Source organism: Streptomyces sp. NPDC002306 (assembly GCF_053593435.1).
In genome coordinates this window covers 57,605-82,691 of sequence record NZ_JBSFCK010000018.1, presented here as the reverse complement: position 1 = coordinate 82,691, position 25,087 = coordinate 57,605, and the positions used below count along the sequence as shown (strand labels likewise).

Sequence of the window (25,087 nt, the reverse complement as noted above, 5' to 3'; positions counted from 1 at the left end):
CGAACACGGAGGCGGCGGAACGGCTCGGGCGACAGCACAGGGTTCTCCGCGACTGCTTCCACCGGCCGCGCCACAACACCCCTGTCCGGTCGCCCGCTACCCCGCACCACGCCCCCGGCGCACACGTGGAAATCCTGTGGCAACGATGTCCGAGGTACCGCCTATGCTGCCTCGAACGATCAAGCAGGACCATGGGGAGGCGCGGGATGTTGGGGAAGCTGTTCGGCAGGGGCGGGGAGAGACCGGCGGCGGATCCGTACGCCCTTCCCGTACCGCGCAAGCACAACGGGATGTACAAGCTCCAGACACTCGGGGACACCCGGGTCATGGCGCTGGTGGTGGCGGCGGAGTCGGGTGACTGGGACGCGGTCAAGATGGCGTCGGCCCCGTTCGATCTCGGCCGCGACCACCAGGTGCTGGGGGAACTCTCCGACGTGGACGGGTTGCAGGACTGGATCGGCCGGGCCGCCGAGGAGGACAAGGAGAACCGGGCGACGGCCCTGCTGATATCCGGCGCGCGTCACATCGTCTGGGGCTGGGAGGCACGCACCTCCGCGCGTGCCTCGAACGTGTCCCGTGAGCAGTGGCGTACCTTCCACCAGCGGCTCCACATCGCCGAGGAGCACCTCCTCGAAGCCGCCGAGCTGCGGCCGGACTGGATCACTCCGTGGCGCCGGCTGCTCACCTCCGGCCGTGGTATGTCGCTGGGTGACGCGGTCAACGAGGCACGGCTCGACGCCGCCCTGCGCCGCGACCCGCTGGACCTGGCGACCCACATCGAGTGGGTGTCGCACCTTCAGCCGCGATGGAACGGCGAGCCCGGCCAGGCCCTGGAGTTCGCGCGCAAGGCGTTCGCCGAAGCCCCCGAAGGCCATCGTCTCGGCTGCGTGGTCGCCCTGGCCCATATCGAGGACTGGGTGGAGTCGGACGACAAGGACTGTCTCGACACCCCGGAGATCCAGCGGGAGTTGAGGGATGCGGCCCAGCGCAGCATTCTCCATCCCGCCTACGAGCGACGCCTGGGCTGGCAGGAGGACTTCAACTACTTCGCCATGGCCCTGTCCCTGGCCGCCGACAGCGTCGTCGCCCCCCGGGTCTACCACGAGCTCGACGGAGCCTTCACCGAGTGGCCCTGGACGTACATGGCTCAACCGGAGAAGTCGTATGCCCGTTTCCGGCGCCGCGGCTGAGCCGGCCGCCGGCACCGGTGCCTCTCGCACCGCCTGACCGGCCGCCTCACACACCTTCCTCTCACCGCCCTTCGATCACCCCACCCCGGACTCCTCGATGACTCTGCCCCATACCCCCGTGAGCCCGGCCGGCGCCGACCGCACCTTTCAGGTGGACCTGCGCGGCCTGGTCGATCTCCTCTCCCACCACCTCTACTCCAGCCCTCGCGTCTACCTGCGCGAACTCCTCCAGAACGCCGTGGACGCGCTCACCGCGCGCCACAGCCTCGACCCGGCGGCCTCCGCCGACGCCTTCGGTATCCGCCTGTTCGCCGACGGCTCGGTGGTCCGCGTCGAGGACGACGGCGTCGGTCTCACCGAGGCCGACGTGCACACCTTCCTCGCCACGATCGGCCGCAGCAGCAAGCGCGCCGTGGGGGTCCCTACGGAGGAGCCCATCCGGGGCTGGGGGCAGATCGCCGAGCAACGCGCCGACTTCATCGGCCAGTTCGGCATCGGCCTGCTCTCCTGCTTCCTGGTCGCGGACGAGATCCACGTCCTGAGCCGGTCCGCCCGCACCCCGGACGCCCCCACCGTGGAGTGGCGAGGGCGCGGCGACGGCAGCTACACCGTCCGTACACTGCCGTCCTCCGCCCGTCCCAGCCCCGGCACCACCGTCACGCTCACCCCGCGCGCGGATGCCGCCGAGTGGACCCGGCCGGCCCAGGTGCACAAGCTGGCCAGGCACTTCGGTTCGCTGCTGCGCCACCCGGTGACCTTCCAGGACGGCACGAGCGGCCCCGGCGCGGCCGTCAACCCCGAGCCCGCGCCGTGGACGCGCACCTACCCCACCCCGGGGTCCCGCTCCCGCGCGCTGGCCGCCTACGGTGAGGAGGTCTTCGGGTTCGCACCGCTGGACACCATCGAGCTGGACCTTCCGGCCGTGGGCCTGAAGGGCATCGCGTGCGTGCTGTCCGAGGCCGTACCGGCGGGCCGGCGCCACGGCCATCGGGTGCACGTCAAGGGCATGCTGCTGTCCGAGCAGGCGGAGGAGATCCTGCCCGAATGGGCGTTCTTCGTGCGCTGTGTCGTGGACGCCGAGAGCCTGCGTCCGACGGCGTCGCGCGAGGCGCTGTACGAGGACGACACCCTCGCCGCGGTCCGTGACGCCCTCGCGGAGTGCCTGCGGGCGTGGATCGCGCGCACCGCGGCCAGCGACCCCGACCTCTTGTCCCGCTTCCTCCAGGTCCACCACCTGGCCGTGAAGTCGCTGGCGGTGCACGACGACGAGATCCTGCGGATGCTGCTGCCCTGGCTGCCGTTCGAGACCACGGACGGGCACGCCACCCTCGACGAGTTCGCCCGCGCCCACCGCACCGTGCTGGTGACCTCCAGCGTGGAGGAGTTCCGGCAGGTCGCCGCGATCGCCTCGGCGGCCGGCCTCGGCGTCGTCAACGGCGGCTACACCTACGACCGTGAACTGGTCCACCGGCTGCCCGAGATCCGGCCCGAGATCAGCGTCGCCGACCTCGACCCGGCCACCCTCACCGCCCACCTCGACCCCGTCGACCGGGAGACCGAGCTGGCCGCCGAGCCCTACCTGGCCCTCGCCCGCGACGCCCTCGCCGTGTTCGACTGCGATGTCGCCCTGCGTACCTTCCAGCCCGCGAGCGCTCCCGCCCTCCTCCTCGACAGCCGCGAGGCCCGTCACGAGCGCACCCGCTCCCAGCTCGCCCGCGAGCAGCAGGGCGGCCTGTGGGGCGACATCCTCGGCCACCTGCGCCAGGAGGCACCCCGGGCCCAGCTGATCCTCAACCAACTCAATCCGCTGGTCCGCACCGCCGTCACCATCGACGAGCCCGAACTGGCCCGCACCAGCGCCGAAGCCCTCTACGGGCAGGCCGCGATGCTGTCGAGGCGTCCGCTCAGGCCCGCCGAATCGAGCCTCATCAACCGCTCCTTCCTCGACCTTCTCGCCCACGCCCTGCGCAAGGACAGCTGACGATGCCGACCACACCCCAGACCACCGACGAGCTGTACGAGGCGCTCCAGGAGAACGACCGGCGCCCCTACGGCCGCACCCGCACCATCACCGCCGAGGAACTCGTCGACGCGGCCGAACAGTTCGCCGAGCCCGTCCCGCTCGTCCACGCGCTCATGGAGCTGCAGGAGGCGTACACCTACGGCGCCGAACCCCGTAAGTCTCCGGTCGTCTTCGCCCGCCTGCTCACCCTCTTCGACGAACAGCCCGACGCCTTCGACCCGCGCCTGCGCCGCACCTTGTTCTGGCGGTTCAAGTGGGTGGCGAACGCCCTGCGCGCGCTGCCCGAGATCCCGCTGGCCAGCCTGCGCCAGTGGCTGACCGAGATGCGCGACCGGTACGAGAAGGCCGACCTCGACCTCCAGCCCTACTACGGGCAGGCATACCAACTCGCCGCCCACACCGGCGAGGACACCACCCTGGCCTACGAGCTGTGGGCGGGGCGCACGCGAAGCGATCTCAGCGACTGCGAGGCGTGCGAGATCTGCGAGCGTGCCCTGTTCCACCTGCGCGCGGGCGACGACGAACGGGCGCTGCGCGTCTGGGGACCCGTGCTGGCCGGCAAGGAGTCCTGCCAGGAGGAACCCGCCCGCTCCATCTCCTACGCGCTGCTGCCGCTGGTACGCACCGGACGCACCGACGAGGCCCGCCTCCTGCACCTCGCCGGGTACCGCGGCTGCCGACGCAACCCGTCGATGTCCGGTGAGGTCGGCCGGCACCTGGAGTTCTGCGCGCTGACCGGCAACGAGGCACGCGGCCTGGAACTCCTCTCCGAGAACCGCGCCCTGTTCGAGGACGTCGACTCGCCCCTGGACCGACTCACCTTCCTCACCGGGGTGGAGGTCCTCCTCCAGCGCGTCGAGGCCCTGGGCCACGGCGCCCTGCCCGCCGCCGGACCCGCGGGCCGCACCTGGACGGTGGCCGCGCTGCGCGCCGAGGTGAGGGAGCGCGCCGCGGAACTCGCCGCCCGGTTCGACAGCCGTAACGGCACCACCAACCACACCGACCGTCGCACGGCCCGCCTCGACCGCGCTCCGCTCCTGGACGCGCTCGAACTGACCCTGCGCACCCGCCACCTCGACGAGGTGACCCCGGCCGGACCCGTGGCCGTACCGAACTCCGTCGCGCCCGCGGGCCTACCCGACGCGTTGCCCGATCTCATCCTTCAGGCACGGGCGTTGGAGATGGACGGGCACCCGGACGCGGCGGCGCACTGGACGCGGCTGCGCGCACTGGTCGCCGCCGCCGACTACACCCACCCCGAGGACACGGCCGTGGGGCCGCTCGCCCGGTTGCGCGCCGACCTGTTGACGGAGGACGCGCACAAGGCCGGTGAGAAGGACGAGTTCACCGTCGCCGCGGCCCTCCTGGAAGAGGCCGCGGGCCTGTACGACGAGGCCGGACAGCCGGCTCACGCGCTGTTCGCCCGGGCCGGCGCGCTGCTCGCGACCGCCGAGGCTCCCCCACAGGACTCCGAGACGCCGGAAGCGCAGACCGCCGCGCTGACCGACGCCTACGCCTCCATAGTCCGTATGCACGAGGAGGCGTCCGGCCTCACCCCGATGTTCGAGGCGCGACTGCTGCGGCTGCGCGCGTCCGCGCTGGGCCTGCGTCTGCAGGGATCGAGGGACAAGGAGTACGCCGCGCCCGCCCTCGCCGAGGCGGACCTCCTGCTCGCGTACGCCGTCGAGCACGACCTCGCCGGACAGATCTCCAGCGCCATGCTGCTGCGGGCCGGCACCTACGCCCTCTCCGGCGAACTCCCCACCGCGGTCGAGGAGATCGACGGTCTCCTCGACCGTCTCAAGACCCAGGGCCCCGCCTGGCACCTGCCGCGTGCTCTCGCGCTCCGGGGCCGGCTCCACCTCGGCCTCCGCGACGCGCAGACGGCCCACGCCGACCAGACCGAAGGCCTGCGCGTGGCCGCCGAATGGCCGGCCGGCACGATCAACACCTCGCGTCTGCACAGCGACTTGGCCGAATCCTCCATGCACCTGGGCCGCCCCGACGAGGCGCTGCGGCACCTGACACGGTCCGCGGAGCTGGACCTGCGCCACGGGAGCCGCACGGACGCGTTCTGCACGTACAGCAACGCGGCCCAGCTCACCCTCGACCTCGGCCGCGTCGAGGACTGCATCGCCCTGCTCGACTCCCTGCTCTCCGAACCGGACGTCACCGCGCGGGAGGTGGACGACCGGCTCACCGCGCAGTTGCGTCTGACCCGCGCTCGCGCCCTGCACACGGGCGAGGACCTCAAGGCCGCCACCGCGGAATTCATCGCCCTGGCCGCCGAGTCGGCCGACTGGGACGACGACCCCGGAAGCCACGCCATGATCGCGGCGGAGACCGCCATACTCCTCGGCGAATCCGGCGAGTTCGGCCGGGCCCGCGAGGTCGTGGACCAGGCACTCGCCGCCCATGCCCGGGAGGCACGCTACGAGGCACTCAGCAACTGTCTGCGTGAACTCGCCCGTCTCCAGGCTCAGCAGGAGGGCCCCGACGGTCTCACCGACGCCCTCGTCTTCCTCACCGACGCGGGCCGCGTCGCCGACGAGGCCCGCGCCGCGGCGTACGAGACCCGCGGCCGATCCCTGGAATCGGCCCTCGCCTACGAGTACGGCCGGGTCAACGCCTACGCGGGTGAGTACGAGGACGCGCTGACCTCCCTGCACAAGGCCCTCGGTCTGCTCGGCGAGCCGGGCCCCGAGGACGACCACATCGGCGAGTGGGCCGAATGCGTCCGCCTGTCCGGTGTCGTCGAGGGCCGCTACCTGGAACGTGCCGCCCCCGCCCTCACCCGACTCGACGCCGCGATCGGCCACCTGACCGCCCTGGGCCACCAGGAGGAGGCCGAAGCGCTGACCTCGCTCGCGGCCCAACTGCGCGACGAGAAGTGACCGAAGGGTGTGGTGCCGGAGCGGACCTTCGCCCCGGCACCACACCCGCGGCCGTCCCGAAGACGGAGAGCCGACGCTCTCGGCACACGAGATCCGACAGCGATCCGTGTTTTGCGCCTTCTTCCCTCATGGCTCCCCGACACCTTCCCGGGGTGGGGTGGTTGGTCCTATGAAGGCGGGCCCCTGTGTGCGATGTGGCGCGCACAGGGGCCCTGGAAGGTCGGGGGTGTGGGTGTCCGTGGGCGGGTGGGTCAGCTGTTGGCGTTGAGGACGGGGTAGAAGCCGGAGGCCTGGCCGGTGGCGGTGGGGTGGTAGGACTCCCAGGTCGGCGAGATGACTATGGAGTGCAGCCAGTTGGCGCCGGAGCACAACTCGTGGCCGTTGAAGGTGTTTCGGACGTCGCCGAAGACGAAGCCGTGCGCGGCGGCCCTGTTCTGGATGACGCTGTCGAGGACGTCGGAGGCTTCGTCGATCTTGCGGTGCTTGGTGTCGCTGAGCCCGATGCAGAAGACGTTGAGGGTGTACAGGCGCGGGTAACCCAGCACGACGACCTTGGCGTTGGGGGCTTTGGCCCGGATCGCGTTGTAGGTGGCGTCGAGGCGGGCGGGCAGCGTGTTCTGCGCGTAGCTCTCGGCCTGGTTGACCCGGCTGACACAGTCGGCGTCCGAATCCGTCGCGCAGGCCGTCATCACGTCGGCGAAGCCCGCGTCATTGCCGCCGACGGTGAGGGAGACCAGGGTGGTGGCGGAGCTCAGCGGGCCGAGCTGGGAGTTCGTCACGTCCGTGGTGACCGCGCCCGAGCAGGCCGTGTCGGCGAAGGATGACGGGGCGTGCGCGTTCTTCCACAGGTAGGGGTAGGCGCTGAGGCTGCGGTGACAGGCGCCGCTCGCGCTGTCGTAGTTGCCCGCACCGTTGCCGGCGGAGTAGGAGTCGCCGAGTGCGACGTACACGGGGCCGGCGGCCTGGGCCGGTGCGGCCAGGCCGAGGCTGAGCAGCACTGCGGCGCCCAGGGCTGCGAGCACGGACAGCGGCTTGGTCGATCTCACGGGACCTCCAGAAGTGGAATGCCACCTTCCGACGGATGCCGGACGGCAGGCGACAGAGCTGCATGAATGGCGTGGGCATGACAGAACAACCCTCTTGCTGGACTCCGCGTTCACACCCTGACCTCACGGGGATGGGGCCAGGGGCGTGCCGAAGGCGGAGGGCCGCCGCGAGAAGGTGGCGGGATGCCCCGGGCAGGCCGATAGGGGCGACATGGGTACCGCGAGGACGTGGTCGACGGACCGTCAGCGCAGGTCGGTGCCGGGCGTGTTCGGCGCCCCGGTCACGGGCGGGAAGCCGAGTGCCAGGGGTGCGCGGCTCGGGCGGCGTTGCCGCCGGGGACTAAGGCGAGCAGTGCGGCATCGCGCGGCGCTGGAACGGACGACCGATCAGCGCGGCCGTCGACGGTCGTCACGGCGTCGAGGACTCCGTACGGGCCGTGGGCGCGGTGCGCGGCGCGGAGGCGGGTCAGCCGGTGCGAGGTGCTGTCGCCGCCGGACGGTTGCTCGGAGGTTCCGCTCGCGCGTTCGGCGCGGGACGTGTTCCCGCAGGGAGCTTCGGCGGCGGATTCGGGTGCGGGCTCGGCGGACGGCGGGTGAATCCGCTGCCGGGACCCTGTCGTGGAGGTGGTCCGAGTGGCGGGGGTCGGGGGCTCGATCGCTACGAACAGGCCGGTCGCTGTGGCGATCGGTCCCGTACGTCTCGCAGTGCTGGGCTTCGTGATCCGCATGCGTTCCTCCTGTGGGGGGATGCGGGTCAGAGGGGCGAGCGGGTACAGCACGAGCCCGCCTGTGGGCGGGTCGGACGTGCTCCTGACAAGTTCAATGCTGAAGTATTGTGAGTTCAGGGGGCATCGGCAAGCCATTGGCGGCAGGAATTTACGCGCGTAACACCTGGCTCGCCGCTCGCCACCTCGGACCGCCGGCCGACTCCGACCACCGGCCGGCTCCGATCGCCGTCGGCCGCCTCTCATCGCCGCGGGCCGCCGGCGGCCGCCGTCGCGGGCGCAGCGGGTCGGGACGCTTGCGGGGCGGTCCTCCGCCAGGCGCGGATCGGCCGAGGTCCGCCCCCGGTCGCGGGAGACCTCGCCTGCGCGGTCACCTCACAGCTACGAGCCGCCCGCCGGACAGGCCGCATGCGGCACCGGCGCGAGCGCTCCAACGGGGCTTATCAGCCAAAGTGGTGAGTGGAACCGCCGTATCCGCGACAGCTTCGAGTGCCGTCGAGGAGACGGAGACCGGCCACACCCGACTCCCGCCCCAGCGCCCCCGCCCGGGCGCACCCAACTCCCCCGCCAGCGCCGCCGACAGCGGCCCCCCCCGGCGCCCAGTCGATCACCGTCGCTCCAGCCGCGTACGGCTGGATGTCGGCGTACCGGGGAACCTCACACGGCACCTCAAACCCCACGCCGCACCCCAACATCATTGTCGACGGGCGCCGTTGGACCGTGGCGAGATGCTGATCTCCCCCGGACGACCGTCGCACACGCGTCCACGGCATGTCCCAACTGGGCTTTCTCCGCAACCAGTCGGGTGATCGTCCGGTCTCTGGCGCACTCTCGCCATAGGCGGTCACCACCCGATGGATCAGGCTTCAAATCTTGAGCACAAATTACACACATCCCTCTCTTCAACCTGGCCCCGATGGTCTAGATTGACCATGCTTCAGCTGTTCGAACACGAGGCGACCAATAATGATCAATAGGTCCGGCGCTACGGAGAGACAGTGGTCTCGTCCGGTGCGCCAGACGTGGGGGTGATCGATTTTTGGGTCCCGAACGGGGCCTTGGGTGCAGGGAGCGCCAAGGGTTTCGACGGGTCTCACGCCTCGAAGGGCCGGCAGGACATTCAAGTCCCTTGCCGGGAGGGTGGGTTGTTCGCGTAGATCTGCAATCGCCGGGATGTCATGCCCAGGGCAGGACTTCCCGCGGAGAGGAACGGTGCGTCGCGGGGCGCAGGGGGCGGGGGTCTCCTGCGGGGGAGCAACAGTGCTGGGCGAACACGTCGAGCCACTGGGGACCTGGGGGGTTCTGTGCGGCAAGGGGGACTGGTCGGCCCGTTTCCGTCAGCGCGCGAGCGCCTGACGGACAACTCAATCAGACAGCCCGCGATCGAATGGGAGCAGCGCTACCGCCGTGCCGTGATCACGAGCGACACGGTGGCCACCGCCTTCGTGGTGGCGGCGATCGGCAACTTCTTCGGAGCCCGGGACGCGGCCAACTGGCATGAGAAGTGGGGGATTCTCGCGTTCGGGACCTGGCTGCTGGTGCTGGGAGCGCTCGCGGTGAGCCGGTCCTGGACGCCGGCCGTGCTCGGCCAGGGCGCCGAGGAATTCCGCCGGCTCGGACGTGCACTGTTCACGGCGACCGTCGTACTGGCGCTCGGCGGGATCGCTCTCACCTCACGCAACATCAAGCTCTGGATCTTCGTCGCGATCCCGGCGATCGCGCTCATCACCATGCCGGCGCGGTATCTGCTGCGGCTCTGGCTGCACAAACAGCGCAAGGAAGGGCGGTGTCTGCGACCGGTGCTCGCCGCTGGAAGCCCGACCACCGTGCGGGACCTGATCAGCAGAACCCGCAAGTTCCCGCACCTCGGCTGGCGGGTGGACGCGGTGTGCACGACGGACGGACTCGGGCTCGACGGTGACCGATTGGACGGAGTGCGCGTCGTCGGCCGGCTGACGGACGTCGCGAGCCACGTCCGCCGCGACGGCTACCGTGTCGTCGCGGTCACACCGGACCCGCACTGGTCACCGGACCGGCTCCAGCGGCTGGCCTGGAACCTCGAAGGCAGCGACGCCGAGATGGTCGTGGCCCCCGTGCTGATGGAGGTGGCCGGTCCACGGCTGCACATCGACGCGGTGCTCGGCATCCCGCTGCTGCGGGTCAGCATGCCGACCTTCACCGGGGGGCGCCGGGCGGTCAAGGGGGTCGTCGACCGGATGGGCGCGGCGATCCTGCTGCTGCTGTTCGCGCCGCTGATGGTGTTCGTCGCGCTGCTCGTGGTGACGGACAGTCGGGGTGGCGCGCTCTACCGCCAGCGCCGGGTCGGCAAGGACGGCCGCGAGTTCACCATGCTGAAGTTCCGCACCATGATCGCCGGGGCTGACGCGGCACGTGCCGCGCTGGCCCACCGCAACGAGGGCGCAGGCCTGTTGTTCAAGCTCCGCCGGGATCCGCGGGTGACCCGGGTGGGGACGGTGTTACGCCGGTACTCGATCGACGAACTCCCGCAGCTCTTCAACGTGCTCGCCGGATCGATGTCACTCGTCGGACCGCGGCCGCCGCTGCCGGAGGAGTCCGCCGCGTACGGCCCGGACATCCGCCGGCGCCTGCTGGTCAAGCCCGGACTGACCGGCCTGTGGCAGATCAGTGGCCGCAGCGACCTGTCGTGGGAGGAAGCGGTCCGGCTGGACCTGAGATACGTGGAGGACTGGTCACTCGCCCTGGACACAGTGATCTTGTGGAAGACGCTGCGTGCGGTGCTCTACGGACAGGGGGCTTACTGATGCGCGGGGGTCATCGTCCGGCCGACGCACGGACCGCAGGCGGCGAAAGCCTGCTCGGGGGGAGGAACGGGTCATGAGAGTCAGCGTTTTCGGGCTCGGCTACGTGGGCTGCGTGTCGGCCGCGTGCCTGGCCAGCATGGGTCACGAGGTCATCGGGGTGGACGTCAACCAGGTGAAGGTCGACCTGGTCAACGACGGCAAGGCCCCGGTGGTGGAGGAACGTATCGGCGAGCTCATCGCCGAGGTGGTGCGGACCGGAGCGTTGCGCGCCACCGCGGACGTCCGTGAGGCGATCATGGCCAGCGAGGTGTCGCTGGTCTGTGTGGGCACCCCGTCGGAGCCCAACGGCAGCCTGTGCACGACCTACTTGGAGCGGGTCACCGCGGAGATCGGTGCCGCACTGGCGGAGGGGGCCAAGCAGGGGGGCAGGCACACCGTCGTGTTCCGCAGCACCATGCTCCCGGGCACCTGCCTGAACCTGCTGGTGCCGATCCTGGAGAAGTACGTCGGCGGCACGGCCGGGGTGGACGTCGGGGTCGCGGTCAACCCGGAGTTCCTGCGCGAGGGCACGAGCGTGCAGGACTTCTTCGATCCGCCCAAGACCGTCATCGGCGAGCTCGACGCGGCGAGCGGCGACACGGTGGCGGCGCTGTACGACGGTTTGCCCGGCGAGGTGTTCCGGGTGCCGGTCCCGACGGCCGAGGCGATCAAGTACGCGGACAACGCGTTCCACGGACTCAAGATCGGCTTCGCGAACGAGCTGGGCGCGGTGTGCCAGGCGCTCGGGGTCGACTCGCACCAGGTGATGGACGTGTTCCTGGCCGACCGCAAGCTGAACATCAGCCCCGCCTACCTGCGGCCCGGCTTCGCCTTCGGCGGCTCCTGCCTGCCCAAGGACCTGCGCAGCCTGGTCCACGCGGCGCAGCGGGCCGATGTCTCGGTGCCCATCCTCTCCCACGTGCTGCCGTCCAACTCCGACCATCTGCAACGGGCGGTGGAGCTGGTCGAGCGCACCGGCAAGCGCCGGGTGGGCCTGTTCGGCCTGTCCTTCAAACCCGGCACCGACGACCTGCGCGAGAGCCCGCTCGTCGAGCTGGCGGAGAGGCTCTTCGGCAAGGGCTACGACCTGCGGATCTACGACGCCAACGTCAGCCTCTCGCGGCTGCTCGGCGCGAACCGCGAATACATCGAGACCCGGCTGCCGCATCTCGCACAGCTCCTCGCGGACTCCGTCGAGGAGGTGCTCGACCACGCCGAGGTGTGCCTGGTCGGGACCAAGGATCAGGCCGTGCTGTCGGCGCTGCCTCCTGGCGGCGACGGCCCGGTGATCGTCGATCTCATCCGCCTTCCCGACGCGGAGACGCGCCGGACCGAACCGGGGTACATGGGCCTTGCTTGGTGAAACGACCAGCGGCGACCGGCCAGACCGGCGTGCGCTGATCCTGGTGGAAAACCTGTCGGTGCCGTTCGACCGACGGGTGTGGCAAGAGTGCACGACACTGCGCGACGCGGGCTGGACGGTGCACGTCATCTGCCCCCAGGGCAGCAAACGGGACACCGAGGCGGAGGCGGAGATCGACGGGGTGCGGATCCACCGCTACCCGTTGCGCGCGGCCACCGGAGGGCCGGCCGGCTACCTGCGGGAGTACGGATCGGCGCTGTGGCACACGATCCGGCTGGCCCGCAAGGTCGGCCGGGTCGACGTGGTCCACGCCTGCAATCCGCCCGACCTGCTGTTCCTGCCCGCCCTGTGGCTGAAGCGACGCGGCGCGCGGTTCGTCTTCGACCAGCACGACCTGGTGCCCGAGCTGTACCTCTCCCGGTTCGGCCGCGGCGAGGATCTGCTCTACCGTGCCGTGTGCGCGCTGGAGCGGCGGACCTACCGGGCCGCGGACGTCGTGCTCGCCACGAACGAGAGCTACCGGGACGTCGCGGTGCGCCGAGGCGGCCGGCGGCCGGAAGACGTCTTCGTGGTGCGCAGCGCGCCCGACGTCGACCGGTTCCACCCCGTCCCGCCCGTGCCCGAGTTGAAGCGCGGCAAGCCTCATCTGCTGTGCTATCTGGGCGTCATGGGCCCGCAGGACGGCGTCGACTACGCCTTGCGGGCCCTCGCGAAGCTGCGTGACGAGCTCGGACGGACCGACTGGCACGCGGTGTTCGTCGGCGCGGGCGACACCTTCGACGCGATGGTGGAGCTGTCCCGACAGCTCGGGCTCGCGGAGCAGGTGGAGTTCACCGGGCGCATACCGGACGCCGATCTGGCGCGCTACCTGTCCACCGCGGACGTCTGCCTCTCCCCCGATCCGCACAATCCGCTCAACGACGTGTCGACCATGAACAAGGTCCTGGAATACATGGTGATGGGCCGTCCGATCGTCTCGTTCGACCTCCGGGAGGCACGGGTCTCCGCCGGTGAGGCAGCCCTCTACGCACCCGCCAACGACGAGGCCGAGTTCGCGAAGCTCGTCGCCCTGCTGCTGGACGACCCGGAGCAGCGGGCCCGGATGGGCAAGATCGGCCAGGAGCGGATCAGCGGGTCGCTCTCCTGGCAGAACTCCCAGCGATCCCTGCTCGCCGCCTACGCCGCCGCCTGCCGTGACGACGTTCCGGCGCCGGCGGACGACCGGACCGGCCAGGGTGGAGGCCGCACCGTTGAGCGATGACACGATACGCCTGGTCACGATCGGGCGGATAATCCGCCGGCGCCGACGGCTGCTCACCATCCTCACTCTGGTGGGTGCGCTCGTCGGCTACGGCACCTCCTTGCTGATTCCGCCGCGGTACACGACGTCGGCATCGGTACTGCTGCCGGGGGCGTGGGAAGAGCGCGAACTGCTGACTCAGGTGGAGGTCGCCACCAGTTCGGTGGTGATCGACCGCGCGGCCGACACACTCGGCTGGACCGGGGTCAGCGGCGGCGAACTGCAGGATCAGGTGAGCGCCAAGGCCGCCGACGGGAACATCATCAAGATCTCGGGCACCGCCGACACTCCGCAGCGCGCACAGCAACTCTCCGACCAGGTGGCCCAGCAGTTCGTCACCTTCGCCGCGCGGATCGTGGACGACAACACCGACCCCGAAGCGGCGGCGCGGCTCGAGGAACTGCAGCAGATGGTGGTGCAGACCAGCCGCCGCATCACCGAGCTCGCCGACGCGACCGATCCGGGACAGACCGTGGAGAGCGTGCAGACCCGCACCGACCTCGAAAAGCTGCGCACCTCGCTGCAGGAGGCCATCAACAAGCTGGATGAGGCCGACCCGGCCGCCACCAAGGCCAACATGGTCGTCATGGGGCCGGCCGCCCGGCCGTCCGGCGAGGCACCGCCGACGCGCGTACAGCTCATCGTCGCCGGGGCCCTGCTGTTCTTCCTGCTCGCGGTCGTCGGCCACCTCACCGCAGCGCGGATGAGCCGCCGGCTGCGCACCCAGGCGGAGATCACCGCGGCGCTGCGCTCGACGCTGCTGGGCAGCGTGGACGTACCCGCCGAACGGGCGGCGCACCGGTCGCAGGACCGTGGACCGCGGGGGGCCTGGCTCCGCCGGCTGCTGGGCGTCGACACCCGGTGGGACATACCGACCCCGCCGGCGTCCGGCGACGAGGCCGCCAGGCAGACCCGCTACCGGCGGGTGTGCGCCCGTCTCCGGGACCAGCTGCCGGCCCCCCGAAAGCTGCTCGTCGTCGTCCCGGACGGCGACGAGATCGCCCGCCGGGCCGCCGGGCAGCTCGTCGCCGCGGCGGAGAGCGATCCGCTGCTGCGACTGGTCGAGGTTTCGGTGTCCCACCCGCTGGTCCCGGACCGCGACCACGAGTCCGGTGTCCTGATCGTGCTCAGTGCGGGCAGCTGGACCGCACCTGAGCTCAACGGCATCGCCGAGGCGTGTACGGACGCCCAGCACGAGGTCGTCGGCATCGTCCTCGCCGGCACGGTCCGAGCCACTTCGACACGGTCCCCCGGCCGTCCCCGGGATGACGCCAAGCCGGCGCTCGCGATCAGCGGCGACGCAACGGGAGGAGCAAGGTGACGACGAGTACATCTGCGGAGTCGTCAGCCGCCGCTCCGCTGCTAGACCTCCAGGCACTGGTGGTGGCGGTGCGCAGGCGGCGCCGACTCTGGTACGCCATGGCGCTGCTCGGGCTGCTCGTCGGCGCGGCGCTGGCGGTCCTGCTGCCACCACCGCCGACCGCGGTGACCAAGGTGCTGGTCGCGCACCAGGAGGACCAGCCGAACGACCCCGGAACGCTGATCCGCACCGACGTCGCGCTGCTGCAGACCACGCGGATCGCCGACACGGCCCTGCGGTCCCTCGACTCCCCCGACAAACCCGAAGACTTCATGCGCGACTACGGGGCACTCGGCCTGACCAACAACCTGCTGCAGATCACCGTGACGGCCGACAGCGACGCGGAAGCGGTGGCCCGCGCCAAGGCCCTGGCCGACGCGTTCGTCGCGGACCACGTCAGGCGGATACAGGAAGCCGCGAACGCCGAGTCCAAGGCCCTGCTCGACCAGCGCGACCGCATGCAGGACGAGCTGGACCAGGTCAACAAGGCGATCGCGGACGGACAGCCGGGGAGCGGGCCGAACGCGTCGGCGGACCTGGAGTCCCTCTTCGCCCGCCGGGCCGAACTCACCTCACGGATCACCGACTTCAGCCAGCGCGCCGCGGAAGCACGCATCGGCACGCCCCAGCTCATCGCCGGCACACAGATCGTGGACGCCCCACGCGCCGTGGACCACTCCCTGCCCAGGACCGCCGCCACCAACGCCGCGGTCGGGCTCCTCCTCGGACTCGTCCTCGGACTCGCGCTGGCCACGGTCGGCACGGTGGTGGCGGACCGTCCCGTTCTGCGCCGGGACATCGCGGCGAACCTCGGCGCCTCCGTCATCACGGAGCTGCCCCGCCGGTCGGGCAAGCTGTGGCAGCGCCGCCGGATCCGGGCGGCACGCGAACGGCTCACCACGTCCCTGGTCCGTACCGTGCGCAATTCCGCGGAACCGATGTCGCTGCTGGAACTGGGCTGTGCGCGCAGCGCCGCCGCGATCGCCCTGGACCTCGCCAGGGCACTCGCCGCGGACGGGCCGGTGGTCGTCGTCGACGCTCTGCCCGGCCGGCAGCTCGCGGGCCGCCGCCCGAAAGCAGGGGACCCGACCGTGGTCACCGGCGAGCGCGCCGCGGCCGAGTCGCCCGGGGAACGCCGGCTCGGCGTCGGCTCGGTGGCGCCCGGCACGGCGTGGACCGATCTCCAGTACCTCGGCACGCAGACCGTTCTCGTCGTACGCGCCGGGCACGGCAACGCCGCCTGGCTGCACACCGTGGCACGCCAGCTCGCGGACCAGCGCATTCCGGTGATCGGTGTGGTGCTGATCGACCCCGATCCGCGTGACCGCACCGACGGCACGCTGTGGGACGGGCTGCACACCGCGCTGCGCGGCGAGAACGAGCGCCTCGCCCGGCAGATCGGGACGGGCCGACGGCGGGCCGAGCAACTGCCGATGCGGGCGGCACGGGTCCCGGACAGCGACCAGGAGGCGCGCTAGACATGTGTGGCATCGCAGGCACTTACCACTGGCCGGACGGGAAGGCCGTGGCCGACCGGCTCACCGACACCCTCGCCCACCGCGGTCCGGACGGGGCGGGCCGCTACAGCCACCCCGCCGGTGACGGCGAAGTCCACCTCGGGCACCGCCGGCTGGCCATCATCGACCTGTCCGAGACCGGCGCGCAGCCGATGCGCTCGGGCGGCCTCGTCCTGACGTACAACGGCGAGCTGTACAACGCGCCCGAGCTGCGGGCCGAGCTGTCGGCCGCCGGGGTGAGCTTCCGCGGCACCTCCGACTCCGAGGTGCTGCTGGAGGCCTGGCGGCGCTGGGGCACGGACTGCCTGCCCCGGCTGCGCGGCATGTTCGCGTTCGGGATCTTCGACGAGCGCACCGGTGAGCTGGTGCTCGCCCGCGACCAGCTCGGCATCAAGCCGCTGTTCCTGCTCCGTCGCGGCGAGGGTCTGGTGTTCGCCTCCGAGCTCAAGGCGCTCGCCGCCGTGACCGGTGGGTCGCTGGAGGTCGACCACGCGGCGCTGGTGGCCTCACTGCTGTACTACTGGGTGCCGGACTCGCGGTGCGCGTTCCGTGAGGCGGAGAAGCTGCCGCCGGGGACCTGGCTCAGGTGCCGGCCCGACGGCCGGGTGGAGCGCGGCCGTTACTGGCACCTGAGGGACGTCGCGGCCGAGGGCCGGGAGCGGATCCGCAGCGGCGAGCAGCCGGATCTGGCCGCCGTCGTCGAGGAGTCGACCCGGCGGCACATGCTCTCCGACGTACCCGTGGCGACCTTCCTCTCCGGCGGTCTCGACTCCAGCTATCTGACCGCGCTCGCGGCACGGCACCAACCGGGGATCTCGGCTTACACGATCGGGTTCCGTCCCGAGGACGCCAAGTTCGAGGCGATGCCGGACGACCTGCGCTACGCCCGGCGGGTGGCCGAGCGGTTCGGCGTCGACCTGCACGAGATCGAGATCGCTCCGAACGTCCTCGACCTGCTGCCGCAGATGACGTACGCCCTGGACGAGCCGATCGGCGACCCGGCCGCGATCAACACGTTCCTGATCTGCTCGGCCGCCCGGGAGGCCGGGGTCAAGGTGATGCTCTCCGGGATGGGTGCCGACGAGCTGTTCGCCGGATATCGCAAGCACCTGGCGAATCTGATCGCGCTGCGCTACCAGCGCGTCCCGCGGCCCCTGCGGCGCGGCCTTTCCAGTGCCGTGGACCGGCTGCCGGTCGCCACGGCCCGCCGGGGCTACCGGTCGGTGCGCTTCGCGAAGCGGTTCCTGTCCTTCGCCGATCTGCCGGAGGAGACCGCGTTCCGGCGCAGCTACACCATGTACGACCAGGACGAGCTGCTCGCCCTCATCGATCCGGACCTGGCCGGGACGGTCGACGACGTGCTGACCGAGCACGCGGACGTCTACCAGGACAACGATCTCGACGACTTCGTCAACCGCATGTGCCTGGGCGATGCCCGGATGTTCCTGCCGGGCCTGAACCTCGCGTACACCGACCGGTCGAGCATGGCCGCGTCGACCGAGGTACGGGTGCCGTACGTGGACGTCGAGGTGGTCAAGGCGGCGTTCGCCGTGCCCGGCGACCGCAAGATCGTCGGCCGGCAGGGCAAGGCCGTCCTCAAGGAGGCGGCCACCTCGGTCCTGCCCCGGGAGATCGTGTACCGGCCGAAGGGCCTGTTCAGCGCCCCGCTGCGGGCCTGGATGAGCCGGGATCTGGCACCGCTGGTGCGCGAGGTGGTCAACGACGGCGTGCTCGTCAACTCAGGGTTCCTGCGCCGCGACGCGCTGGCGCGGATGGTCGCCGAGGACGCCGCCGGACAGCGGGACTTCTCCAAGCATCTGTGGCATGTGCTGACCCTCGAGTACTGGTACCGCGACGCGACCTCCGGGTCCGGCCACACCGCTCGGTCAGCGGCGTAGAAGACGGCGTAGAAACAAGGGGACTTCGGGTGAAGCAGGTTGTGCAGAACTACAAGAGCGGCGAGCTGGCGGTGCTCGACGTGCCGGTCCCGGGGTGCAAGCCGGGCGGGGTGCTGGTCCGCACCGCCTACTCGCTGATATCCACCGGGACCGAGCTCATGAAGGTGTCCGAGGCCGGCATGTCGATGCTGGGCAAGGCCCGCTCCCGGCCGGACCAGGTGGCGAAGGTCATGCAGAGCGTGGCCACCAACGGGGTGCCCGCCACCTACCGCAAGGTGATGGGCAAGCTGGACTCCTACACGCCGCTGGGCTATTCGCTGTGCGGGGTGGTCGAGCAGGTCGGCGCCGGGATCGACGACGTGAAGGTCGGCGACCTCGTGGCATGCGCGGGCAACGAGCACGCGCTGCACGCCGAGTTGAACTGGGTTCCGAAGAACCTCTACACCCCGGTGCCGGACGGTCTCGCGCCGCGGCACGCGGCCTTCGGCACCGTCGGGTCGATCGCGATGCAGGGCGTCCGCCAGGGTGAGCCGCAGCTCGGCGAGGTGGCGCTGGTCATCGGCCTCGGACTGATCGGGCAGCTCGTGGTGCAGCTCCTCGCGGCCGCGGGGGTCCGCGTCGTCGGGGTCGACCCCGACCCGGTGCGCTGCGAGCTCGCCGAGCGTCTGGGTGCCGCGGCCTGCGGCGATCCCGCGTCCGCGGCCGTAGAGGCCGCCGTCGCCGAACTCACCGACGGCCATGGCGTGGACCAGGTGTATCTGGCCGCCGGCGGCGGCAGCAACCAGCCCGTCGAGCTGGCCGCGCGGCTCTGCCGCGACCGCGGCCGGGTCGTCGACATCGGCAAGTGCCGCCTGGACCTGCCGTGGAACGCGTACTACGAGAAGGAGCTCGACGTCCGGTTCTCCCGCAGTTACGGCCCCGGGCGCTACGACCCGGAGTACGAGCTCGAAGGGCGGGACTACCCGATCGGTTACGTGCGCTGGACCGAGCGCCGCAACCTGGCGTGCTTCCTCGATCTCCTCGCCCGCGGCAGCGTCGACGTGGAGCCCTTGGTCTCCCACATCGCCGACTTCGATGACGCCGTGTCGACCTATCAGCGCTTGAAGGACGGCGAACTGAAGGCTGTGGCCGTGCTGTTCCGGTACCCCGGGCAGAAGGAGGAAGCGGCGCGGGCGGAGGCCCCGGCGGTCACCGTGCCGGCGGTGCGAGGCGGCGGCCGGGCGTCCGCCCCGGCCCGGTCCGCCGAGGCGCCGGTGCGGCTGGCGTTCGTCGGCGCGGGCAACTACGCCACGTCGATGCTGCTGCCGCACCTGGCCCGGCGCGAGGGCGTCGAGTTGTCCACGGTCGTCACCACGACGGCACTGTCCGCGGCCAACGCCCAGCGCAAGTTCGGCTTCGCCGAGGCGAGCACCGATCTCGACGCCGTGCTCGGCGACAAGTCCATCGACGCGGTGTTCGTCGTCACCCGGCACAGCTCGCACGCCGAACTGACCCGCAAAGCGCTGCTGGCGGGCAAGGCGGTGTTCGTGGAGAAGCCGTTGGCGCTCACCGAGGACGAGCTGGCCGGCGTGCTCGCGGCGGTCGAGGAGTCCGGCAACGACCGGTTGCAGGTCGGCTTCAACCGCCGGTTCGCGCCCCTGTTGCAGGAGGCCAGGAAGCGGTTCGGCGCCCGGACCGGTCCCGCGAGCCTGCGCTATCTGGTCAACGCAGGCCGGTTGCAGCACGGCAGCTGGTACCTCCGCGGAGATACGGAGGGCTCGCGGTTCGCCGGCGAGGGCGGACACTTCATCGACACGGCGAGCTGGCTGCTGGAGGCCGACCCGGTCTCGGTGTACGCCATCACGACACCCGGCAACGAGGACCTTCAGGTCGTGCTGCGCTACCCGGACGGGTCCACCGCCACCATCAGCTACGTCACCACCGGCGCGCCCAACTTCCCCAAGGAGACGCTGGACCTCGTCGCGGACGGCAAGGTGCTGCGGCTCGACGACTTCGTCCGTGCCTCGGTCCACGACCGCAAGCGCTGGGTGAGTTCGCGGCTGCCCAAGGCCCGGGACAAGGGCCAGTCCGCCGAACTGGCCGCGTTCGTCAAGGCCGTGCGGACCGGCGGCCCGATGCCGGTGCCACTGGAGTCGCTGGTCGCCACCACGGCCGCCACCCTCGCCGTGCAGGCCGGCCTGGCCGGCGGCCTGCCCGTGACGTTGGCGAGGACGCGATGACCATGAGCGCGGGCTGGTACCTGCGACGGCTGTCCCGGATGGGCCCGCGGGAGGTCGGCGGCCGGGTGAGCGACGCGGTGCGCAGGCGGCGGTGGCGGTCGGCGCGGCCGGCCTGCCCGAGCGTGAGCGGCGCCCGGTTCACCGCGGCACTGCCCGCGGGGACGATCGCCGCGGTGCCGCCGGACGCCGCGAAGCGGCTCATCGCCGAGGCGGACCGGCTGATGGCCGGACACGCCGAGTTCTTCGGGGTGGACCGCGACGATCTGGCCGACCCGAACTGGTGGTACGACCCGAAAACCGGGCGCCGCGCTCCGTGGGGCTACGCCTTCGACGTGCCGTACCGCGACGAGGCCGCGGTCGGCGACATCAAGCAGATCTGGGAGCTGTCCCGGCACCAGTACCTCACTGTGCTCGCCGCCGCCTACGCGATCACCGGGGACGAGCGGTACGCCGAGCGGGTGGCCGAGCACCTGCGGTCGTGGTGGACGGCCAACGCGCCGCTGCGCGGAGTGCACTGGACCAGCGGCATCGAGCTGGGCATCCGGCTGCTGTCCTGGGTGTGGATCCGCCGGCTGCTCGACGACTGGCCGGGCGTGGCCGCGCTGTTCGAGGACAATCCGGCGGCGCTGAACCAGATCTGGCACCACCAGCGCTGGCTGGCCGCCTTCCCCAGCCGGGGTTCCTCGGCGAACAACCACGTCGTCGCCGAGGCCGCCGGGCAGTTCGCCGCGGCCTGCGCGTTCGGATGGTTCCCCTCCTCGGCGCGTTGGCGGGCCGACGCGCTGCGGTCGCTGGAGCGGCACCTGCGCGGCAACACCTTCGACTCCGGCCTCAACCGCGAGCTGGCGACCGAGTACCACGGGCTGGTGCTGGAACTCGGCCTGGTCGCGGTGGCCGAGGCGGACGCCGCCGGCGTGCCGGTCCCCGCCTCGATCCGGCTGGTGCTGCTGCGGATGACCGACGCGCTCGCTGCCGTCGTGGACAACCGGCTGCGGCCACCGCGCCAGGGGGACGCGGACGACGGGCACGGGCTGGTCGTGGACGGGGCGGGCACCGACCGCTGGGGCTCACTGCTGGCCACCGGCGAGACCGTGTTCGGCCGGCTCGCCTGGTGGCCGACGGTGACCGGCACCGATGTGCGCACCCCGCTGCTGGCCGCGCTCATCCGGCCGTACGCGCGGGACACCACCGCACCGGCCATGTCCCGCCCGGCGAGCCGGCCGGCCCATTTCGCCGACGCGGGCATGACCATCCTGCGTGGTCCGGCGGAGATCTGGTGCCGCTGCGACGGCGGTCCGCACGGTTTCCTGTCCATCGCCGCGCACGCCCACGCGGACGCGCTGTCCGTGGAGGTCCGGCACGACGGAGTCGACGTCCTCGCCGACCCGGGGACGTTCTGCTACCACGGGCAGCCCGAGTGGCGGCAGTACTTCCGCTCGACTCTCGGCCACAACACGCTGCAACTGGACGGCGGTGACCAGTCCGTCTCCGGCGGCCCGTTCCTGTGGACCCGCCAGGCCCGCAGCACCGTCCTGGTCGCGGACACGGCGGACGCGGCGGACGAGGGAGTGGTCCGCTGGTCCGCCGAGCACGACGGCTACCAGCGCTCCGTGCACCGCCGCCAGGTGGAACTGACTTCCGCGAGCCGTGAGTTGAGGATCGTCGACGAGGTGCGCGGCCCGCGCCGGGCCGTGCGCCTGGCGTTCCACCTCGGCCCGGCGATCAGCGCCGACCTGGTGGGTGACCGGGCGGTGCTCACCTGGACCCGGGACGGCGAGGACCGCTCCGCGGAGTTGGAGCTGCCCGCGCGCCTGAGCTGGCGGGCGCATCGCGGGGAGAGCGACCCGCCCCTGGGCTGGTACTCCCCCGGCTTCGGGCGCAAGGAACCCTCCACCACGCTCGTCGGCAGCGGCTTCGCCGACGGCTCGGAGGGGTTCACCACCGTACTCAGGTTCCACGGCTAGGGAGGACGCTTGCGGATCAAGTGGCGGCACGGGGCGCTGCCGGCGGCACTGCTGGCACTGGCCCTGTCGGCGGCGACCGGCTGCGACAGCACGCCGGACGCACAGCCGAAGCCGACCGCCGCGCCATCCACCTCCGTGGCCCGGATGTGCGCCAAGCCCGCGGCCGGGCCGGCGACGGCGCCGGCGGGCGCGGTGACAGTCGACCCCTCGGTGACAGGTGACCTGGCTGCGAAGACCGAGAGCAACCCCCCGAACACCACGTTCTGGCTCGCACCGGGCAAGCACAGACTCGACCCGAACCGCTACTCCCAGGTCCTCCCGAAGGAGGGCGACCAGTACCTCGGCGCGCCCGGTGCGGTGCTCGACGGCCGCAGGACCAACCAGTACGCGTTCGGCGGCACCGCCTCCGACGTCTCCATCCGCTACCTGACCGTGCAGGGCTTCGTCGCGCCGCGCGACGAGGGCGTGGTCAACCATGATTCGGCCAACGGCTGGGTGATCGAACACGCGACGGTCCAGAACAACTCCGGCGCCGCACTGATGGCCGGGGCCCGCCAGCAGGTGCGCGCCAACTGCCTGCGCGACAACGGCCAATACGGCATCAACGCCTACAAGGCCAGCGGTCGTATCAGCGGCCTGGTGGTCGAGGGCAACGAGATCGTCGGCAACAACACCGACGACTGGGAACGGCGGCGGCCCGGTTGCGGCTGCACCGGAGGCGTCAAGTTCTGGGCCGTCGACGGCGCCGACATCCGCGGCAACTGGGTGCACGACAACCGGGGAGCCGGGTTGTGGGCCGACACCAACAACAACGACTTCCGCATCGAGGGCAACGTGCTCGAGGCCAACGACGGCGCCGCGCTGATCTACGAGACCAGCTACAACGCGGTCATCCGCAAGAACATCATCCGCCACAACAACTGGGTCGAGGGCCGCAAGTACGCCGACAGCGGAGACAGCTTCCCGTTCGCGACCGTCTACCTGTCCGAGTCCGGCGGCGAACCACGCGTGCCGGCCCGCACGGACAAGATCGAGATCTATCGGAACGTGCTGGACGACAACTGGTCCGGGATCACCCTGTGGGAGAACGCCGACCGGTTCTGCAACAGCCCGGCCAACACCTCCTCCGGCGACTGCACGTTGCTGGTGAAGGACACCCACCGCTGCGCACAGCCGGCGATCGCCACCGCACCCCTCTACGCCGACTGCCGGTGGAAGACCCAGCGGGTGGACATCCACGACAACCGCTTCGAACTGGACAAGTCCGTCGTGAACTGCATAGTGAAGTGCGACCGCATGGCGGTGCTGGCCAACTACGGCACCTACCCGGACTGGTCGCCGTACCAGGGCGAACGGGTGGCCGAGGCGATCACCCACGCGCAGGACAACCACTGGCACGACAACGTCTACGTCGGACCCTGGAAGTTCGTCGCCCACGACCCGAGCCGGGTCCTCGACTCCGGGCAGTGGCAGACCGCGCCGTACCAGCAGGACGCGGGCAGCACCTTCCGTACCCGGAACGGTGGTTGAGATGGAAAGGGACCACACGTCGAAGGTCGTCGGGACGGTCTGGGGACTGCTGATCCTCAACACGCTCGGCTCCGCCGGGGCCAAGACCATCGTCCCGCTGCCACGCTCCCTCATCCAGATGGTCACGATGGGCGCACTCGTCGCCGCGTTCGCCCTGGCGCTCGCCGTCAATCTGCAGCTGCGCATCCGCGCCAGCTCCTTCGTGTTCCTGCTCACCCTGCTGCTGGTGCCGAGCGTGATCTCCAGCGCCGACCTGGAGTCCGGGTTCGGGGCGCTGTTCCGCTGCGCCCGGCTGGCTCTCTTCGTCGGCACGCTGTGGCTGCTCAGCCGCTGGTGGGACGGCAGCCCGACCTTCGTCCGGCACCACATCCGGATCTACTTCGTGGTCCTCGGGTCGGTGGCCGCCGGCGCGATCATCTCACCGGGCGCCGCCCTGCCCGACCTCTACGGCGGACGGCTGGTCGGCGCGCTGTGGCCGCTCACCCCGCCGCAGATCGGACAGTACGCGGCGGTGATCATCGGGCTCACGGCGCTGCTCCTGCTGGGCCGCCGGACCGACCGGACCAGCGCGGCGGTGGTCATCGTGCCGTCACTCGTCCTGCTCGCGCTGACCCACACCCGCACGGCGACGCTCGGCCTGCTCATCGGGCTGACGCTGGCGATCAGCTCGCTCGTGCTGACCAGCGCCGCCGCCCGCCGGTTCTTCGCCTGGGCGGTGCTGTGCGCCACCGTGGCCGCGGTCGGGTTCGCCTCGGCGCTGCAGACGTGGTTCCTGCGCGGGCAGAGCCAGGCGAACTTCAGCAGCCTCACCGGACGGGCCAAGGTCTGGCACGCCCTGCTGGCGGCACCCCGTACCACCCTGGAGTACCTGTTCGGGACGGGCCTGGGCGACAAGTCGTTCAACGGGCTGCCGATCGACAACAGTTGGCTGGCCGTCTACAACGAGCAGGGCATGACCGGCGTCGCCCTGGTGGCGGCGATCATCATCGTGCTGGGCGCCGTCGCGTTGCTGCGGCCACCGTCGCTGTCGAGGGCCTGCGCGATCTTCCTGATCAGCTACTGCGCGATCGCGTCGTACACCGAGGCCGGTCTCGGTGACGCCTCGCCCTATCTGCTGCACCTGGCCGTGGCCGCCTCGCTGCTGGCGGTACCCGCCGAGGCCGCTCCCCTGTCCACGCCCGAAGTGCCCCAACGACGCGTCCCGCGATGGGCCCAGAGATCGGAGGCGACCTGAGC

13 protein-coding genes and 1 pseudogene are annotated in these 25,087 nt (G+C 71.2%); 13 read left to right on the top strand and 1 reads right to left on the bottom strand.

The window, feature by feature from the left end:
• Positions 1–206 precede the first annotated feature (206 nt).
• The 3 genes from ACWCQK_RS28305 (at position 207) to ACWCQK_RS28295 (ending at position 6,107) form a co-directional block, all read left to right on the top strand.
• Complete coding sequence (locus tag ACWCQK_RS28305) at positions 207–1,190, top strand: hypothetical protein (protein ID WP_451159642.1); 984 nt, start codon at positions 207–209, stop codon at positions 1,188–1,190.
• Positions 1,191–1,287: 97 nt separating this feature from the next.
• On the top strand, positions 1,288–3,171 hold the full coding sequence (locus tag ACWCQK_RS28300) for an HSP90 family protein (RefSeq protein WP_451159640.1): 1,884 nt from the start codon (positions 1,288–1,290) through the stop codon (positions 3,169–3,171).
• Positions 3,172–3,173: 2 nt separating this feature from the next.
• The gene (locus ACWCQK_RS28295) at positions 3,174–6,107 is read left to right on the top strand and encodes a hypothetical protein (RefSeq protein WP_451159638.1); all 2,934 of its coding nucleotides are present in this window, start codon (positions 3,174–3,176) and stop codon (positions 6,105–6,107) included.
• Positions 6,108–6,358: 251 nt separating this feature from the next.
• Here the strand turns inward: ACWCQK_RS28295 and ACWCQK_RS28290 are convergent, their stop codons facing one another.
• Positions 6,359–7,153, bottom strand: a complete 795-nt coding sequence (locus ACWCQK_RS28290; RefSeq protein WP_451159636.1) for an SGNH/GDSL hydrolase family protein — start codon at positions 7,151–7,153, stop codon at positions 6,359–6,361.
• 2,029 nt (positions 7,154–9,182) lie between these two features.
• Between ACWCQK_RS28290 and ACWCQK_RS28285 the strand changes: the two genes are divergently transcribed.
• The 10 genes and pseudogenes from ACWCQK_RS28285 (at position 9,183) to ACWCQK_RS28240 (ending at position 25,085) form a co-directional block, all read left to right on the top strand.
• Entirely contained in the window at positions 9,183–10,661 is a 1,479-nt protein-coding gene (locus tag ACWCQK_RS28285; RefSeq protein ID WP_451159634.1) for a sugar transferase, read from the top strand.
• A 73-nt stretch (positions 10,662–10,734) separates the two neighbouring features.
• Entirely contained in the window at positions 10,735–12,063 is a 1,329-nt protein-coding gene (locus tag ACWCQK_RS28280) for a nucleotide sugar dehydrogenase (RefSeq protein ID WP_451159632.1), read from the top strand.
• Positions 12,053–13,317 (top strand): annotated as a pseudogene (locus tag ACWCQK_RS28275) (glycosyltransferase family 4 protein). The gene ACWCQK_RS28280 and the pseudogene ACWCQK_RS28275 overlap by 11 nt, the downstream one beginning before the upstream one ends.
• The gene (locus ACWCQK_RS28270) at positions 13,314–14,684 is read left to right on the top strand and encodes a Wzz/FepE/Etk N-terminal domain-containing protein (RefSeq protein ID WP_451159630.1); all 1,371 of its coding nucleotides are present in this window, start codon (positions 13,314–13,316) and stop codon (positions 14,682–14,684) included. Before ACWCQK_RS28275 ends, ACWCQK_RS28270 begins: the two are co-directional and overlap by 4 nt.
• Positions 14,681–16,201 (top strand): Wzz/FepE/Etk N-terminal domain-containing protein, encoded by a 1,521-nt coding sequence (locus tag ACWCQK_RS28265; protein ID WP_451159628.1) that lies wholly within the window; start codon positions 14,681–14,683, stop codon positions 16,199–16,201. Before ACWCQK_RS28270 ends, ACWCQK_RS28265 begins: the two co-directional genes overlap by 4 nt.
• 2 nt (positions 16,202–16,203) lie before the next feature.
• A complete protein-coding gene (gene asnB / locus ACWCQK_RS28260) occupies positions 16,204–18,138 on the top strand; it encodes an asparagine synthase (glutamine-hydrolyzing) (RefSeq protein WP_451159626.1) in 1,935 nt (644 codons plus the stop codon).
• Positions 18,139–18,167: 29 nt separating this feature from the next.
• Entirely contained in the window at positions 18,168–20,357 is a 2,190-nt protein-coding gene (locus ACWCQK_RS28255; protein WP_451159624.1) for a bi-domain-containing oxidoreductase, read from the top strand.
• A complete protein-coding gene (locus ACWCQK_RS28250) occupies positions 20,354–22,321 on the top strand; it encodes an alginate lyase family protein (protein WP_451159622.1) in 1,968 nt (655 codons plus the stop codon). Before ACWCQK_RS28255 ends, ACWCQK_RS28250 begins: the two co-directional genes overlap by 4 nt.
• Before the next feature lie 9 nt (positions 22,322–22,330).
• Positions 22,331–23,851 (top strand): right-handed parallel beta-helix repeat-containing protein, encoded by a 1,521-nt coding sequence (locus ACWCQK_RS28245; RefSeq protein WP_451159620.1) that lies wholly within the window; start codon positions 22,331–22,333, stop codon positions 23,849–23,851.
• Position 23,852: 1 nt separating this feature from the next.
• The gene (locus tag ACWCQK_RS28240) at positions 23,853–25,085 is read left to right on the top strand and encodes an O-antigen ligase domain-containing protein (protein ID WP_451159618.1); all 1,233 of its coding nucleotides are present in this window, start codon (positions 23,853–23,855) and stop codon (positions 25,083–25,085) included.
• Positions 25,086–25,087: the final 2 nt, after the last annotated feature.

Excerpts from the sequence above, each read along its gene's own strand:
- ACWCQK_RS28295 (WP_451159638.1), top strand. The coding sequence starts at position 3,174 with ATGCCGACCACACCCCAGACCACCGACGAGCTGTACGAGGCGCTCCAG.
- ACWCQK_RS28305 (WP_451159642.1), top strand. The coding sequence starts at position 207 with ATGTTGGGGAAGCTGTTCGGCAGGGGCGGGGAGAGACCGGCGGCGGAT.
- ACWCQK_RS28240 (WP_451159618.1), top strand. The coding sequence starts at position 23,853 with ATGGAAAGGGACCACACGTCGAAGGTCGTCGGGACGGTCTGGGGACTG.
- asnB (WP_451159626.1), top strand. The coding sequence starts at position 16,204 with ATGTGTGGCATCGCAGGCACTTACCACTGGCCGGACGGGAAGGCCGTG.
- ACWCQK_RS28300 (WP_451159640.1), top strand. The coding sequence starts at position 1,288 with ATGACTCTGCCCCATACCCCCGTGAGCCCGGCCGGCGCCGACCGCACC.
- ACWCQK_RS28250 (WP_451159622.1), top strand. The coding sequence starts at position 20,354 with ATGACCATGAGCGCGGGCTGGTACCTGCGACGGCTGTCCCGGATGGGC.
- ACWCQK_RS28280 (WP_451159632.1), top strand. The coding sequence starts at position 10,735 with ATGAGAGTCAGCGTTTTCGGGCTCGGCTACGTGGGCTGCGTGTCGGCC.